17 protein-coding genes are annotated in these 13,694 nt (G+C 50.1%); 9 read left to right on the top strand and 8 right to left on the bottom strand.

The window, feature by feature from the left end; all coding sequences use genetic code 11:
- Positions 1–73 precede the first annotated feature (73 nt).
- Both BEA93_RS15860 and BEA93_RS15855 read left to right on the top strand, forming a co-directional pair.
- Positions 74–454, top strand: a complete 381-nt coding sequence (locus tag BEA93_RS15860) for a hypothetical protein (RefSeq protein WP_001517380.1) — start codon at positions 74–76, stop codon at positions 452–454.
- A gap of 14 nt (positions 455–468) precedes the next feature.
- Positions 469–849: a DUF2628 domain-containing protein gene (locus BEA93_RS15855; protein WP_000032592.1), complete on the top strand. Its 381-nt coding sequence runs from the start codon at positions 469–471 to the stop codon at positions 847–849.
- 42 nt (positions 850–891) lie between these two features.
- On the opposite strand, the gene corA is transcribed toward BEA93_RS15855, so the two are convergent.
- Entirely contained in the window at positions 892–1,842 is a 951-nt protein-coding gene (gene corA / locus BEA93_RS15850; protein ID WP_000947160.1) for a magnesium/cobalt transporter CorA, read from the bottom strand.
- A 151-nt stretch (positions 1,843–1,993) separates the two neighbouring features.
- Positions 1,994–2,050: a protein YsgD gene (gene ysgD / locus BEA93_RS25735; RefSeq protein WP_211180520.1), complete on the bottom strand. Its 57-nt coding sequence runs from the start codon at positions 2,048–2,050 to the stop codon at positions 1,994–1,996.
- Between the two features lie 191 nt (positions 2,051–2,241).
- Here ysgD and BEA93_RS15845 point away from each other — a divergent pair, with 191 nt between their 5' ends.
- Positions 2,242–2,976 (top strand): phosphodiester glycosidase family protein, encoded by a 735-nt coding sequence (locus BEA93_RS15845; protein WP_236942061.1) that lies wholly within the window; start codon positions 2,242–2,244, stop codon positions 2,974–2,976.
- Between the two features lie 156 nt (positions 2,977–3,132).
- Here the strand turns inward: BEA93_RS15845 and uvrD are convergent, their stop codons facing one another.
- The 6 genes from uvrD to lptM all read right to left on the bottom strand — a co-directional run bounded on the left by uvrD (position 3,133) and on the right by lptM (position 8,755).
- On the bottom strand, positions 3,133–5,295 hold the full coding sequence (gene uvrD, locus BEA93_RS15840) for a DNA helicase II (RefSeq protein ID WP_001517382.1): 2,163 nt from the start codon (positions 5,293–5,295) through the stop codon (positions 3,133–3,135).
- Positions 5,296–5,377: 82 nt separating this feature from the next.
- On the bottom strand, positions 5,378–6,094 hold the full coding sequence (yigB, locus tag BEA93_RS15835) for a 5-amino-6-(5-phospho-D-ribitylamino)uracil phosphatase YigB (RefSeq protein ID WP_001213593.1): 717 nt from the start codon (positions 6,092–6,094) through the stop codon (positions 5,378–5,380).
- Positions 6,094–6,990: a tyrosine recombinase XerC gene (xerC, locus tag BEA93_RS15830; protein WP_000566225.1), complete on the bottom strand. Its 897-nt coding sequence runs from the start codon at positions 6,988–6,990 to the stop codon at positions 6,094–6,096. Before xerC ends, yigB begins: the two co-directional genes overlap by 1 nt.
- A complete protein-coding gene (locus BEA93_RS15825; protein WP_001517383.1) occupies positions 6,987–7,694 on the bottom strand; it encodes a DUF484 domain-containing protein in 708 nt (235 codons plus the stop codon). The genes xerC and BEA93_RS15825 overlap by 4 nt, the downstream gene beginning before the upstream one ends.
- Complete coding sequence (gene dapF, locus BEA93_RS15820; RefSeq protein WP_001160644.1) at positions 7,691–8,515, bottom strand: diaminopimelate epimerase; 825 nt, start codon at positions 8,513–8,515, stop codon at positions 7,691–7,693. The genes BEA93_RS15825 and dapF overlap by 4 nt, the downstream gene beginning before the upstream one ends.
- 36 nt (positions 8,516–8,551) lie before the next feature.
- Positions 8,552–8,755 carry an LPS translocon maturation chaperone LptM gene (gene lptM, locus BEA93_RS15815; protein ID WP_000799886.1) on the bottom strand — a complete coding sequence of 68 codons (204 nt, stop codon included), beginning with the start codon at positions 8,753–8,755 and terminating at the stop codon, positions 8,552–8,554.
- Positions 8,756–9,104: 349 nt separating this feature from the next.
- Here lptM and BEA93_RS15810 point away from each other — a divergent pair, with 349 nt between their 5' ends.
- The 6 genes from BEA93_RS15810 (at position 9,105) to cyaY (ending at position 13,596) form a co-directional block, all read left to right on the top strand.
- Entirely contained in the window at positions 9,105–9,659 is a 555-nt protein-coding gene (locus BEA93_RS15810) for a DUF3304 domain-containing protein (protein WP_001517384.1), read from the top strand.
- 40 nt (positions 9,660–9,699) lie between these two features.
- Entirely contained in the window at positions 9,700–9,828 is a 129-nt protein-coding gene (locus BEA93_RS26110) for a hypothetical protein (protein WP_001517385.1), read from the top strand.
- 202 nt (positions 9,829–10,030) lie between these two features.
- Positions 10,031–11,500, top strand: coding sequence for a hypothetical protein (locus BEA93_RS15805; RefSeq protein ID WP_016262693.1), 1,470 nt, complete (start codon positions 10,031–10,033; stop codon positions 11,498–11,500).
- On the top strand, positions 11,497–12,780 hold the full coding sequence (locus BEA93_RS15800) for a DKNYY family protein (RefSeq protein ID WP_105224763.1): 1,284 nt from the start codon (positions 11,497–11,499) through the stop codon (positions 12,778–12,780). The genes BEA93_RS15805 and BEA93_RS15800 overlap by 4 nt, the downstream gene beginning before the upstream one ends.
- Positions 12,768–13,193: a hypothetical protein gene (locus tag BEA93_RS15795; protein ID WP_105224764.1), complete on the top strand. Its 426-nt coding sequence runs from the start codon at positions 12,768–12,770 to the stop codon at positions 13,191–13,193. Before BEA93_RS15800 ends, BEA93_RS15795 begins: the two co-directional genes overlap by 13 nt.
- 82 nt (positions 13,194–13,275) lie before the next feature.
- Positions 13,276–13,596, top strand: coding sequence for an iron donor protein CyaY (cyaY, locus tag BEA93_RS15790; RefSeq protein WP_001517388.1), 321 nt, complete (start codon positions 13,276–13,278; stop codon positions 13,594–13,596).
- Positions 13,597–13,694: the final 98 nt, after the last annotated feature.

The raw sequence follows: 13,694 nt of genomic DNA, 5'->3' as shown, positions 1-13,694 counted from the left end.
AATATGCCTGCTCTTGCACGAGAGTGGGCATATTGTCATGCTGGCAGGAGATTAAGACAAGGATGTAAAATTAATGTTACGTGTATTTATTCCAACATCTGATGGTAGGATTTCAAGACGCCATTATATATTGTCATTTACTTTGACAAACCTAATTTGCACCTTCCTTATTGTCTTCTTTGCAAATGTGGAAGCAAATTTTCTTGTTATAGCCTCTACTCTCTTACTCCATTATCTCGTCATCAACATGAGTTGCCAACGACTCCGTGATAGTGGGTTCACGTATATAAAAACTTATATTTTTGGTACATTAGCAGTCTATATCGTCTCTTTCATCACAATGATTGCCGAACATTTTGACTGTTCAGGCACTGGTTCTATGATTTTCTTAATTTGCTACTTTTCCACTTTCAGTATGCTAATGCTTGCACCTACTGATTCATCAAAACAATAGTTAAGGGAGTATTTATGAGTAAGGAATATATGAACGATGGTTCATTAACTGAAAAATGGAAATTTCGATTTAATTTTTATGAAAAACATGGTTTTCCTGGATTCTGGGGAGCAACACCTGAATATAAAACAGCATATAAAGAATTAAAAATAAGACAACGATTAACTATTCAAATGAATTTTATTGCTTTCTTCTTTTCCTGGATATATTTATTTGTTCTCGGGTTATGGAAAAAAGCGATTATAGTTCTATTACTTGGCATTTTATCTCTATTTGTCGGTGCATTAATTGGCGTTAACATTCTGGGAATTGTTGTAGTAGCCTATGTTGCTGTTAACACGAATAAATGGTTCTATGAGAAAGAGGTAAAAGGATTAAATACCTGGAGCCTTTGAATGACCGGTGGCTTAGCCTGGCTAAACCACCATTCTCGTTTTTTACAACCAGTTCTTCCGCTTAAAGTACAGATACGGCGCCAGGCCCGCGAGGATCATAAAGATAATTGCGCCCGGGTAGCCGAAAGTCCACTTCAGTTCCGGCATAAACTCGAAGTTCATCCCGTAGCTGGAAGCGACCAGCGTCGGCGGCAGGAACACAACGGATACCACCGAGAAGATCTTGATGATGCGGTTCTGCTCGATGTTGATAAAGCCCATCGCCGCCTGCATCAGGAAGTTCACCTTCTGGAACAGAGACTCGTTATGTGGCAACAGGGATTCGATATCTCGCAGGATCTCGCGCGCCTGCTCCAGTTGCCCACCCGGTAAGCGCGCTTTGCGCACCAGGAAGTTGAGCGCACGCTGGGTATCCATCAGACACAGGCGAACTTTCCAACCGATATCTTCCAGTTCTGCCAACGTGGAGAGCGCCTCGTCGTACTCATCGCCCTGACGCCCTTCCATAATCACCCGGCTCAGTTGCTCCAGATCGCTGTAGATGTTTTCAATTTCATCTGCCAACTGTTCAATTTTGGTTTCGAACAAATCCAGCAGTAACTCGTAGGCGTTACCGTCAACCATCGACTGGCTACGGGCGCGCATACGATACAGACGGAATGCAGGCAACTCACGCTCACGCAGGGTAAACAGGCGGCCATCACGGATGGTAAATGCCACGGTGGAGTTACCGGCGTGATCTTCCGCATCTTCAAAGAAGAAGAAGGAGTGAATATGCAGGCCGTCATCGTCTTCAAAGAAACGTGCCGATGCTTCGATGTCTTCCAGTTCCGGGCGAGTTGCCAGGCTCTGGCCAAGTTCAGATTGTACGCGCAGTCGCTCGTCGTCATCCGGTTCGACAAGATCAATCCATACTGCATTGACAAGGGGTTGTGACTCTTCGACTTCCAGCCGGGTCAGTCGGTTATTTTCCAGTTGAAATGCGCTCAGCATGACCGGGACTCCCAATGCTTAAAATATCGGACAGTTCGGTGGGCACACAGAAACATATTGGGTTTCAGACCATTAAACAGCCTGACTCAGCGCGACGGGAAAAATTGAGGTCGCTGACAACCGCTAAGGCTATCAGCAAAAGGGGATAGCCTTAGGAGTTGATCCTGGATGACAGGATAGTGAGCCAGTATCTACTGGGTGTGTCCAAGGCGAATGTCCTCTTAGAGTGATCGTGCGCGCATGTTACGCCAGCAAAATTTTGCCGTCAACACGCAACGGAACACCACAGAACAATAGTTGAACTTCGCGCTTTTCGGTACTCGTCAAGGTCATTAACAGGATAAAAAAATCCCACATCCAGAACCTATAATGGCGCATTGACTACTCATTGGTAAAGGAATGATCACCTTGAATCTCAAACGGATTTTTCTCACTCTCACCTTACTCCCCTTGTTTGCTGTTGCCGCTGATGACTGCACGCTCTCCGATCCGACGCTGACCGTACAAGCGTATACCGTCAATCCCCAGACAGAACGGGTGAAAATGTACTGGCAAAAAACTAATGGCGAAGCATGGGGAACATTTCATGCGCTGCTGGCTGATGTTGACAGCCTGGGGCAAGTGCAGATGGTGATGAACGGAGGTATTTATGATGAAGGTTATGCGCCTCTCGGTTTGTACATCGAAAACGGTCAACAGAAGGTAGCGTTAAATCTCGCCTCGGGGGAAGGTAATTTCTTTATTCGTCCTGGCGGTGTGTTTTATGTTGCGGGAGATAAAGCCGCTATCGTTCCGCTGCAGGCATTTAAAGTCAGTAAAGATATTCAGTTTGCGGTGCAGTCGGGGCCGATGTTGCTGGAGAATGGCGTGATAAATTCGCGTATTCACCCCAACGTCGCGTCGCGCAAAATCCGTAACGGTGTAGGGATTAATAAACAAGGTAACGCAGTATTTTTGCTCAGTCAGCAGGCGACAAACTTTTATGATTTTGCCTGCTATGCCAAAGCGAAACTGGATGTCGGGCAGTTGCTTTATCTTGATGGCACTATCTCACATATGTATGTGAAAGGCGGCACGATCCCCTGGCAACGTTATCCCTTCGTCACCATGATTTCCGTCGAGCGGAAAAGTTAGAACGATAGTTTTATGTCAGATACTGAATATGGTGCAGATGCCGGATGCGGCGTAAACGCCTTATCCGGCCTACATGACGTTGCAATTTATTGAATCTGCATGATTTTGTAGGCCGGATAAGGTGCGCAGCACCGCATCCGGCAACGGAATCGTAAATTACACCGTCTCCAGCCGGGCGTAAGCCGCCACCAGCCATTTAATACCCTGGCCCTGGAACGCCACCTGCAGGCGGCTATGCTCGCCGCTGCCTTCCATATTGACGATAGTCCCTTCACCAAACTTGGCATGGCGCACACGCTGGCCGAGTTTGTAACCGCTGTCGTTCTCAGCCAGTGGCGTACCCATACGCTGATGACTGACCGGACGACTCACCGTAGCGCGTAATCGCACCTCTTCCACACATTCTTCCGGCAGCTCACCAATAAAGCGCGACGGGCGATGGTAAACCTCTTTGCCATACAGACGGCGAGTTTCCGCATAGGTCAGCGTCAGTTTCTGCATCGCACGGGTTACCCCAACGTAGGCCAGACGACGTTCTTCTTCCAGACGCCCACCTTCATCCAGCGACATCTGGCTGGGGAACATTCCCTCTTCCATACCGACGATAAATACCTGCGGGAACTCCAGCCCTTTCGCTGAGTGCAAAGTCATCAACTGCACCGCATCCTGCCAGGTATCCGCCTGCCCTTCACCCGCTTCCAGTGCCGCATGCGAGAGGAAAGCCTGCAGCGGCATTAAATCTTCATCTTCTTCGTTGTAGCTGAACTGGCGCGTTGCTGTCACCAGTTCCTCTAAGTTTTCAATACGCGTCTGGCCTTTTTCGCCTTTCTCCTGTTCATACATGGTACGCAGGCCAGAGTCTTTAATTACCCGGTCAGTCTGTACATGCAGCGGCATATCGGCAGTTTCTTGCGCTAAGGCGTCAATCAGTTCCATAAACCGTTGCAAGGCGCTGGCAGCGCGCCCAGCGAGGGCTTTTTCCTGTAACAGTTCACGACACGCCTGCCAGAGAGTTAGCTGGCGATCGCGCGATGTCTGGCGAACTACGTCCAGCGTCCGATCACCAATACCCCGCGTTGGCGTATTCACCACGCGCTCAAATGCCGCGTCATCGTTACGGTTGGCAATCAGGCGCAGATACGAGAGCGCATCTTTGATTTCCTGGCGTTCGAAGAAGCGCATACCGCCATAAATACGGTACGGCATACTGGCCTGCAATAAGGCCTCTTCCAGCACACGCGACTGGGCGTTGCTACGGTAGAGAATGGCGCACTCAGCGAGCGCCCCGCCATTGTCCTGCCAGGTTTTGATGCGGTTAACCACAAAACGCGCTTCATCGAGTTCGTTAAAGGCACAATAAAGGGAAATCGGCTCACCGTCCGCGCCATCGGTCCACAATTTTTTACCTAAGCGTCCATTGTTGTTTTCAATCAGGGCGTTGGCGGCGCTCAGAATGTTACTGGTGGAGCGATAGTTCTGCTCCAGACGAATAGTTTCGGCACCTGGGAAATCATTGAGGAAACGCTGAATATTCTCGACCTGCGCGCCGCGCCAGCCATAAATTGACTGGTCATCATCACCGACGATCATCACTTTGCCGGTATCCCCCGCCAGCAGGCGGATCCACGCGTACTGAATGTTGTTGGTATCCTGGAATTCGTCCACAAGGATATTGGTAAAACGTTCGCGGTAGTGCTGAAGGATATGCGGCTTGTTAAGCCACAGTTCGTGGGCGCGCAGCAGCAGTTCAGCGAAGTCCACCAGGCCCGCGCGGTCACACGCTTCCTGATACGCCTGATAAACCTTCTGCCAGGTTTGCTCTACCGGGTTACCGTAGCTCTGAATATGATGCGGCCGCAGGCCTTCATCTTTCTGGCTGTTGATGTACCACATTGCCTGGCGCGGCGGCCACTGCTTCTCGTCGAGGTTCATCGCTTTGATCAAACGCTTGAGCAGGCGCAGTTGGTCTTCGCTATCGAGGATCTGGAAATCCTGCGGTAGGTTAGCGTCCATATGGTGCGCACGCAGCAGGCGGTGCGCCAGCCCGTGGAAGGTGCCAACCCACATGCCGCCCTGGCTGGTGCCCATCAATTGCCCGATGCGATGGCGCATTTCCGCCGCCGCTTTGTTGGTAAACGTCACCGCCATAATCGAGTACGGCGAGCAGTTTTCCACGCTCATCAGCCACGCAATACGATGCACCAGAACGCGCGTCTTACCACTGCCCGCGCCCGCCAGCACCAGAAGATTGCTGCGTGGCGCGGCCACCGCTTCGCGCTGTTTGTCATTAAGGCTTTCGAGCAGGTAAGAAACGTCCATTGGCACCGCCGCGTAAAAATGTTGGGGCGGAGAAGCGCAACGCCCTCCGCCAAAAAGCTGGGTATATATACAGAGTTGCTGATTATATCAGCGAGGTCAGAGATGCCAACCGGGAAATTTCCAGATGCGGCAGTAAACGGCTGTCCCAGGTTTGCATCAGATCGCCATTTTCCGGTTTGATCCAGCACGCCTGCATTCCGCTGCGAATTGCCCCACCAACGTCGGTGGTGAGATCATCGCCAACATGCAGGATCTCACCGATCGGCACATTGAGTTTTTCTGCCGCCAGAAAGTACATATCGCTGAACGGTTTCGAGCGCCCGTGCGGGCCAGCACGCAGCACGAACTCAAAGTAATCGCCCAGGCCAAACAATTCAGGCTGGGCATTACCGTTGGTGATCGCCACCAGCGGCCATTTCTTCGCCAGTTGTTTTAAGGTGTCGTGAGTTTGCTGCGGCACATCAATACGGCTGCGCCATTTAGCAAAGTTGATCATCGCCGCGTGTGCGCCTGCACTGGCCTCTTCGGCACTCAGCCCGGCGTCGAGCATGGCTTGTTCGATAGAACGAAAACGCCAGCGCGTCACATCATGATAAATCTCTGGTTCCGCTTCCCGTACCGCCTGGCGCAGACGTTGCAGATCTTCATTCTGGAAGCTACGCAGCGCCGGATGATAATTTTGCACAAAGATAAGTGCTTCTTGCTCGGTACGTTGGATCACCGGACGGTTATCGTAAAGGGTATCATCCAGGTCAAAAGTGAGCGCCGAGATGCGCCCCAAAGGCCGGTAAAAACGCATTATTTCCCCCGTTTAGCGCGTGGATGCGCCGCATCGTACACCGAGGCAAGGTGTTGAAAATCAAGATGAGTATAGATTTGCGTGGTGGAGAGGTTGGCATGGCCCAGCAGCTCCTGCACACCACGAAGATCGCCGCTCGACTCCAGCATATGCGTGGCGAACGAGTGACGTAATTTATGCGGGTGAACGTGATTATTCAGCCCTTGTTTTATGCCCCATTCGGCAAAGCGTTTTTGCACATTACGCGCGGATATGCGTTTCCCCTGTTTCGACAGGAAAAGCGCATCGTCTTCGCAACCAAACAGGTCACGCAAATCAAGCCAGTGCTCAATCCACGCCACCGCGTTGCGACCAATCGGCAAACGACGTTCTTTGCTGCCTTTACCCATCACCCATACTTCACCGGACTCCAGGTCGAGGTGTTTGATGTCCAGCCCCACCAGTTCGGAAAGACGCAGGCCTGCACCGTACATCACTTCCAGCATTGCCCGGTCGCGCACGGCGAGGGGATCATTGATATCGATATCCAGCAGCCGATTCATATCATCGACATCGATATTTTTTGGCAGATGGCGTGCCGCTTTCGGTGCCGAAACACCTTTCGCCGGGTTGGCTTTGAGTTCGTTCTGGCTGACCAGCCAGTCAAAAAAGCTACGTAGCGCAGAGAGGCGTAATGCGAGGCTTGCTGCTCCCAGCCCTTTACGACGACTGCGTACAGCAAAATTACGCACCATCGTCACATCACATTGTTGCCAGCTTTGCAGGTCGTTTTCACTGGCAAAATTGATGATCGCCTCAAGCTGGCGTCGGTAGTTAAGCAGAGTTATCGGGCTAAGTTGACGCTCCACGCTCAGATAGCGTAGATAGCGTTCCACATCGGTATGTAAATCGATCATACGCGTTCAATCCAACGCTCCAGAAGCTCCGGCATCATCAGCGCAATTTCATGGAGTAACTGCGTTCCTTGCCCTTGTTGATAGTGACTGGCATCCCGGCTGGTGAACAGTACGACACCTAAATCAGCATCACTTCCCAACATCGACATCGCTACTGATCCCACCGCTTTCGCTTCCGGCAGCACCACCAGCAGTTCAGGCCCGTTAAGCGGCCCCAGATAATGCTGTTCCTGCCCCAGACGCTGAATACGCAGTGGTTCAAAAGCCTGACGACTCAATGCCAGATAGGTATAGTTCGACGGCGCGCCTAAACGCCAGCGATCCGGGAACAGACGCAGACTCGCGCCCGCCAGACCGAGATCGCGTGCCCAACGGTGAAAGCGCATTAGCATATCGTCGAGACTGCTGGCAGCAGTGAGAGTGCGCTGCAGATAAAGTAAGCGATAAAACAGGCCTTCGTTGGCGGTAGCCTGTTCCATCAACAGCGCCATATTCTCTTCCAGAACATGAATATGGTTACGCGCGCGGGCCATATGCCATTCGACGAGCGAAACGGTGCCACGTACCGGATGCGGCACCCGAATTGCCTCTACTGCGTGCGCATTGCGGATAAAAAACTCAGGATTTTTAATCAGATAATCGACAACCGCTCGGTCATCAAGCTCCGTGAGTGTTTCCTGTAGTTCTTCCCCTGGTTGCTTCATAGATGAATAAATCCGTCGTAAACATGTACTGCCGGACCCGTCATATATAACGGATGACCCGGACCTTTCCAGGCGATATCAAGGCGACCGCCAGGGAGTTCCACACGTACTTCTTCGGCCAGCAAACCTTGCTGAATCCCTACCGCTACTGCCGCACACGCGCCGCTGCCACAGGCCTGAGTTTCTCCTGCCCCACGTTCATAGACTCGTAAACGAATATGCTCGCGCTTAACCACTTGCATAAAACCGATATTGGCACGTTCCGGGAAGCGTTCGTGGTTTTCCAGAACAGGGCCTAGTGTTTCTACCGCCGCAGTATCGACATCATCGACCTGAATCACGCAGTGTGGATTACCCATTGACACCACGCCGCATAAGATTGTCTGCTCGGCGGCGCGCATAATATAGGTCTTTTCCGCTTTGTTGGCGCGAAACGGCACGGCGGAAGGTTCGAAATTTGGTTCGCCCATATTTACCCGCACCAGATCATCATCGGTGACGGTCAGCACCATCCGACCATTGGCGGTGCTAACGCGAATATCGCGCTTATTGGTCAGCCCTTTCAGGCGTACAAAGCGGGCAAAGCAGCGTGCGCCGTTGCCGCACTGCGCCACTTCACTACCGTCAGCATTAAAAATACGATAGTGGAAATCGAGTTCTGGATCGTAAGGCGGCTCGACCACCAATAGCTGATCAAAACCTACACCCAGGTGCCGATCCGCCAGACGACGAATCAGATCCGGTGAAAAAAAGACATTCTGCGTTACCGCGTCGACGACCATAAAATCGTTGCCAAGGCCATGCATTTTCGAGAACTGCATTATCTACTCCATTCACGCGGGTACAGAAATTGACTTTTAGTAATTCACCTGAGATGGGCCATCGCCAGTGGCGCGGTCGTTTTTATCCGGCAACGTGGATTGCGTTTGCGTATCTACCGGTTTGGTCGGCGGTGGCGCGTTTTTATCTGCGGGCGGGAAATAGAGCGGACCTTTCAGACCGCAGCCCGTCAGGCTGAAAAGAGTCAGTAATACAGTGAGTGCCTTAAACACGTTTTTCATTATGGATTGCCTGTAAAGTTCATCGCTTTCTGCTTTCTATCATCGCAGGAGAAGACGTAAAAGCAAGCGTTTAGCGACTCTTTATGAAGTCTGAAAAGTGAGGAATTGCTGCGAGTATAACGCTTACACGCAGGGATTTATGTTTTGCTGGTGGTTTCGTGATCGACACCTCGCGCCAGGATGGCTTTATGCACTATCGCAATGTGGTTTGTTTGTTGTCTTGTTCGCTGTTCTTATCATCGGCATGGGGCTTTTGAGAGAGTGGCGAAACATGAAATTTCGTTGTCTGACCTTAGTCGCCAGTGACATACAACGTTGCCAACCAGGTGATAAGAGGGAATAAAATCTGATGGGGCTATTTACCCGACTGGAAAAATTTGACCAAAAGCTTACGCGCGGTTATGCCCGCTGGGGGCGCTGGGTGTGGCGGATGCTGATCGCCGTGCCAGTACTGGTCGTGTTGTGGAATATAGGGCAGGCAGTATGGGGAGGTCCAAGAGGTGGAGTGATTCTGGAAATCCACAGTGAAATTGACCGTCCGATACTGGGATTCAGTGTTAACGGCGTGGCGGGCGCGAATGCTTTTGCGAATGGTGGAGGTTCAACAACCTGTTGTGGTGATGTCAGTGGGGATACGGCAGAGGTTATCTGGACATTAAGTACTACTCGTACACAGTATAATGCTGGAATGCGTCTGGAGAAACGTAACAAGACTTTGCCTCTCCCAAAAAGAGAATGGGGAGAAAATTATCTGCACGTGCATTTTATGCCTGGCGATAAAGTGTTGCTGGGGTGGAGTAAAGATTCTTTTTCTCCGTATGAAGATCTTCACAACGGGGGGTACAAAACCCGCGTTCGGCAGGATGTGAAAGATAAACTTTATGGCACAGGGAAAATGAATTGATAGATTTCTGTAAAAATCACGTTCAGCAGGAGACGTAATAATGTGGGGAATGTTAGATACCGGTGGTGGAATTCGGGCACAACTCGCGGAAGACAACAAAGTAGGTAACGGTGGGCAGAGTCGTATGTTGAAACCCTTCCCGGCGTCAATCCGGAATATTTTAATGTGATTAGCCGTACTATGAGGCAGTTCCGGGATGGTGTTTATATCGTGAGTGAAAACATCACCTTTACCCCAACAACTATCAGAAAATAGCGATGGCCTTTATGGATTCTGAAAAGTGACGATTTGCCGCAAAAGTTACGCTTACGTGCGGGGAATTATGTTCTGCTGGTGGTTTCGTGATCGGCACCTCGCGCCAGGATGGCTTTATGCACTATCGCAATGTGGTTTGTTTGTTGTCTTGTTCGTTGTTCTTATCATCAGCATGGGGATGTCGGCTTGATGAGCCGGAACATAATATTTACCAGAAACAGGGAAAAGGCGTGGTGTACCTGCGCCCTTATGAAAAGACCAATCTTTCGCTACCGCAGATTAACTACAAGCGTCTGCATCTGTTACCGAATTTGTTAATTGACCCAACAAAACTGGAAGATTGGGAAACGGTGCCCCCGGCAACCGATCTCACGACAGACGTTGTCTACAGCGGCGTAAACGCAACATTTCCCCATTACTCTTACTATAGCGATGGTCGCGCTATTCTCTACGCTGGTGAGGTGGTGCAAAACCCTCCAGGCACGCCGCCAGTCGATATCTCGTCATTTCAGGCATGGGGGGATTTTGCCGCAGATAAGTACAGCCTCTATTACGAAGGCAAACGCACCGATAGCAACCAGCAACTAAACCGCCGAACGTTGCGTCAGGTAGAATTTAACCCGCAATGGAAACCAGACTGGCTAGGTTTGATTCTCCGTGACAAGCACTATCTTTACGCAAATGGTCAGCGCCTTGATGATCCCAACACCTTTACGGTACTGGCACAAAAGTCATGGGATCAGCGCGGTAAATTCTCTACAGCATTCAATCCCTGCCTTCCTGCCCCATTTGGCCCCTGGGATACCCTTGCCCGAACACGGACCAAAATCCTGATCAACGGCGAACAACTGGATGCCGACCCGGACACCTTTTCCGTCGTGCGCTGGATGCCCGGCTCACTCTTGACCTGGCGTGATAAAAACGGGCTGCAGCGTAAGGTCCTCGACAAGGAAAATCTGGCCTGGTATGAGGATTTAACAAAGCACTGTCTGGATTTTTCTCTGCTGGAAAAGAAAGTGTTCTGGCGTAAAGGGCCTGCTTGTAAACAGGAAGAATTACCCGGACTCGATCCTGAACAGTTCCACCCCATCAGTGATGCTGTCGCCCAGTATCAGGACTCGCTTTATACCATCATCGAAACAGAGTCTGGTGACCGCAAGCTGGAGATCGTGAAACTTGATGATCCCAATCTTATTATCAACAAACGTTTCAACGCCGGGAAGCGCCACGGCTATTTACTTACGCGTGCCGAAGGGTGGCCAAACCATTCCAGTTTACACGTGTTTGAATCTGACGGACCGCTGATCTTACTGGATAACCGCTCTCCGGATGAACGCGAAGCCCATCTTAATGACCATCCCTTTTTACGCAGATGGTATGCCCGCGATAACCGCTACGTTTACAGCTTTGATGGCGCGCAGCTCTGGCGATACCGCACCGCTGATCCGAAACAAGTTCGCTTAATCTGGAAGGAACAACATTCGGGATATGGCTATGGCGTAGATTACAAAACGGGATATCTGGACGGAAAAATTACCGATGACGGCGAATTTATTCCTGCCCCGCGCAATGAGGCGACAAAATGAATAGTCAAATAATCACACTTGCACTCATCCTGTTGGGGCACGTATTTCTGACACCTGCCGTACAGGCCATAGGGTTCGACTATTACAATGATCACGGTGTCATGTCTTACGGTAAAGGTAATTGGGAGGATAAGAAAATCATTGCCCAATTTCCGGAGATGAACAGGGCCGATTTGCGCCTTGTGAAAAATATATCCGGGGAGACGGGTTATATACCTTCCGATGAAATAAGCATAGAAAATGAGGAATACCACTGGGTGACAGATGGCCGCGTTATTCTCTGGCGTGGCAAAATTGTTAGCAACCCACCGGGAACACCTACTGTCGATATTGCCAGCTTTCAGGCTATGGGCCGCTTTGCGGTCGATAAATATAGCCTCTATTTTGACGGACAACGCACCGAAAGTAATAGCGGCGCGTCACGTGTTGATCTGGCGACGCTAAAATCTATCGAAGGTAACACTACCACGTTGGTGGATAGTAAAAATCTCTATTTGTCTGGTCGACGTCAGGGAAGCAGCAGTGATGTTACTGTATTAGAAAAAAGATGGTGGGGTATTAATCCACGTCTTATGGGTGTAAACAGAGAAATGTATTCCAATGATCTGCTTATCCGCAGTGGGCAGAACATTTATTTAAATGGTGTTCGCCTTGCAGCGAATGCAGACTCATTTGAGATAATTCGCTGGATACCTCATTCACTGCTGGTTTTTCGCGACAACAATGGTTTGCATCGTTATCCCTTTGGTCAATTATCAGGCAAGGCAATACCCGTAGATGATGACGTCTCTTTTGAAGTAGGGGAAAGTCGCGTTCGCTGGCGTAAACAGCTCACGCCCGACCGTCAGTGGAGCCAGTGGATAGACCTACCAGGTATTGAACCTGAACAATTTCATCTGATTACTGGCAATATTGCGCAGTATAAAGATCGGCTGTATGTAACAAAATTATCGACATTTGGTGAAGACCAGCTTGAGATAATCCCGCTGGATACGCCAGACCTGGTCATTGATCGCTCATTTAATAGCGGCAAACAACATGCTTATTTTATCCGCCAATTACGGTCAAAAAGCGTGCAAATTATTCCAGTTAACGGTCCGCTAACTAAAAACGAGCGCTTTGCTTATGACGATCGCAATGTTTATACATGGACCGATACAGAGGTAAGGATTACACCCTCCCCCTGCCCGGCGAAAACACGCGTCAGAGAAGAGAATGTCCGTGAAATTCATAACAACGACATTATGATTATTACAGAGGAACCAGGATGCAAAAAATAGCCTTACGGATTGGCATAGCTCTAAGCATAATGGCCGCAAGCAGCTTCAATTACGCGGCCACAAGCAAGATACAAAAACTAAACGTCATCCTGGATACAACGACATTAAGCACTGACAGCGATGAGATTAGCCGTCCCCTCGACATTAATGATGATGGCATTTCCGAAACGCTTAACTGCACGTATTCACCTTCCACGCCTCCCGCTGCCTGCGGGAAAGATGATTGTGGATATACCGCGAGTGACGCACCAACTATGGCTTGCAGTATTATGACCCCAGATAACTCCAGAATTAACATTGATTATTTTTGTAGCAAAATTAGCCTGATGAAAGAAAAGAATCATGGCCTACACGACCTGTTATGCGACGAGGATACAATCTTGCGTTGGAATGGGACGAGGTATGAAGGTTAAGTTTTATAGCCGAACCATGTTGATTTCACTGTTAGACGAAACAACTTATACTGCCGCCATCACTTAAAAACAGGATACAACAATGAACGACAGTGAATTTCATCGCCTGGCAGATCAACTGTGGCTGACCATTGAAGAACGCCTGGACGACTGGGATGGCGACAGCGATATCGACTGCGAAATCAACGGCGGCGTGCTGACCATTACCTTTGAAAACGGCAGCAAAATCATTATCAACCGCCAGGAACCGCTGCACCAGGTGTGGCTGGCAACCAAACAGGGCGGCTACCATTTTGACCTGAAAGGCGATGAGTGGATTTGCGACCGTAGCGGCGAAACCTTCTGGGATTTGCTGGAACAGGCCGCGACGCAGCAGGCAGGAGAAGCGGTGAGCTTCCGCTAAAATTCTTTGCCGGATGCGGCGTAAACGCCTTATCCGGCCTACAAATCCTGCAAAATTATAGAGTTGGGTGAAAAGCGCATTTAGCGGATCATATAGGG

This window comes from Escherichia sp. MOD1-EC5950 (genome assembly GCF_002965345.1).
GTDB lineage: Bacteria > Pseudomonadota > Gammaproteobacteria > Enterobacterales > Enterobacteriaceae > Escherichia > Escherichia marmotae.
The sequence above is the reverse complement of the archived record's forward strand: the minus strand, read 5'-3'. Positions and strand labels throughout refer to the sequence as shown.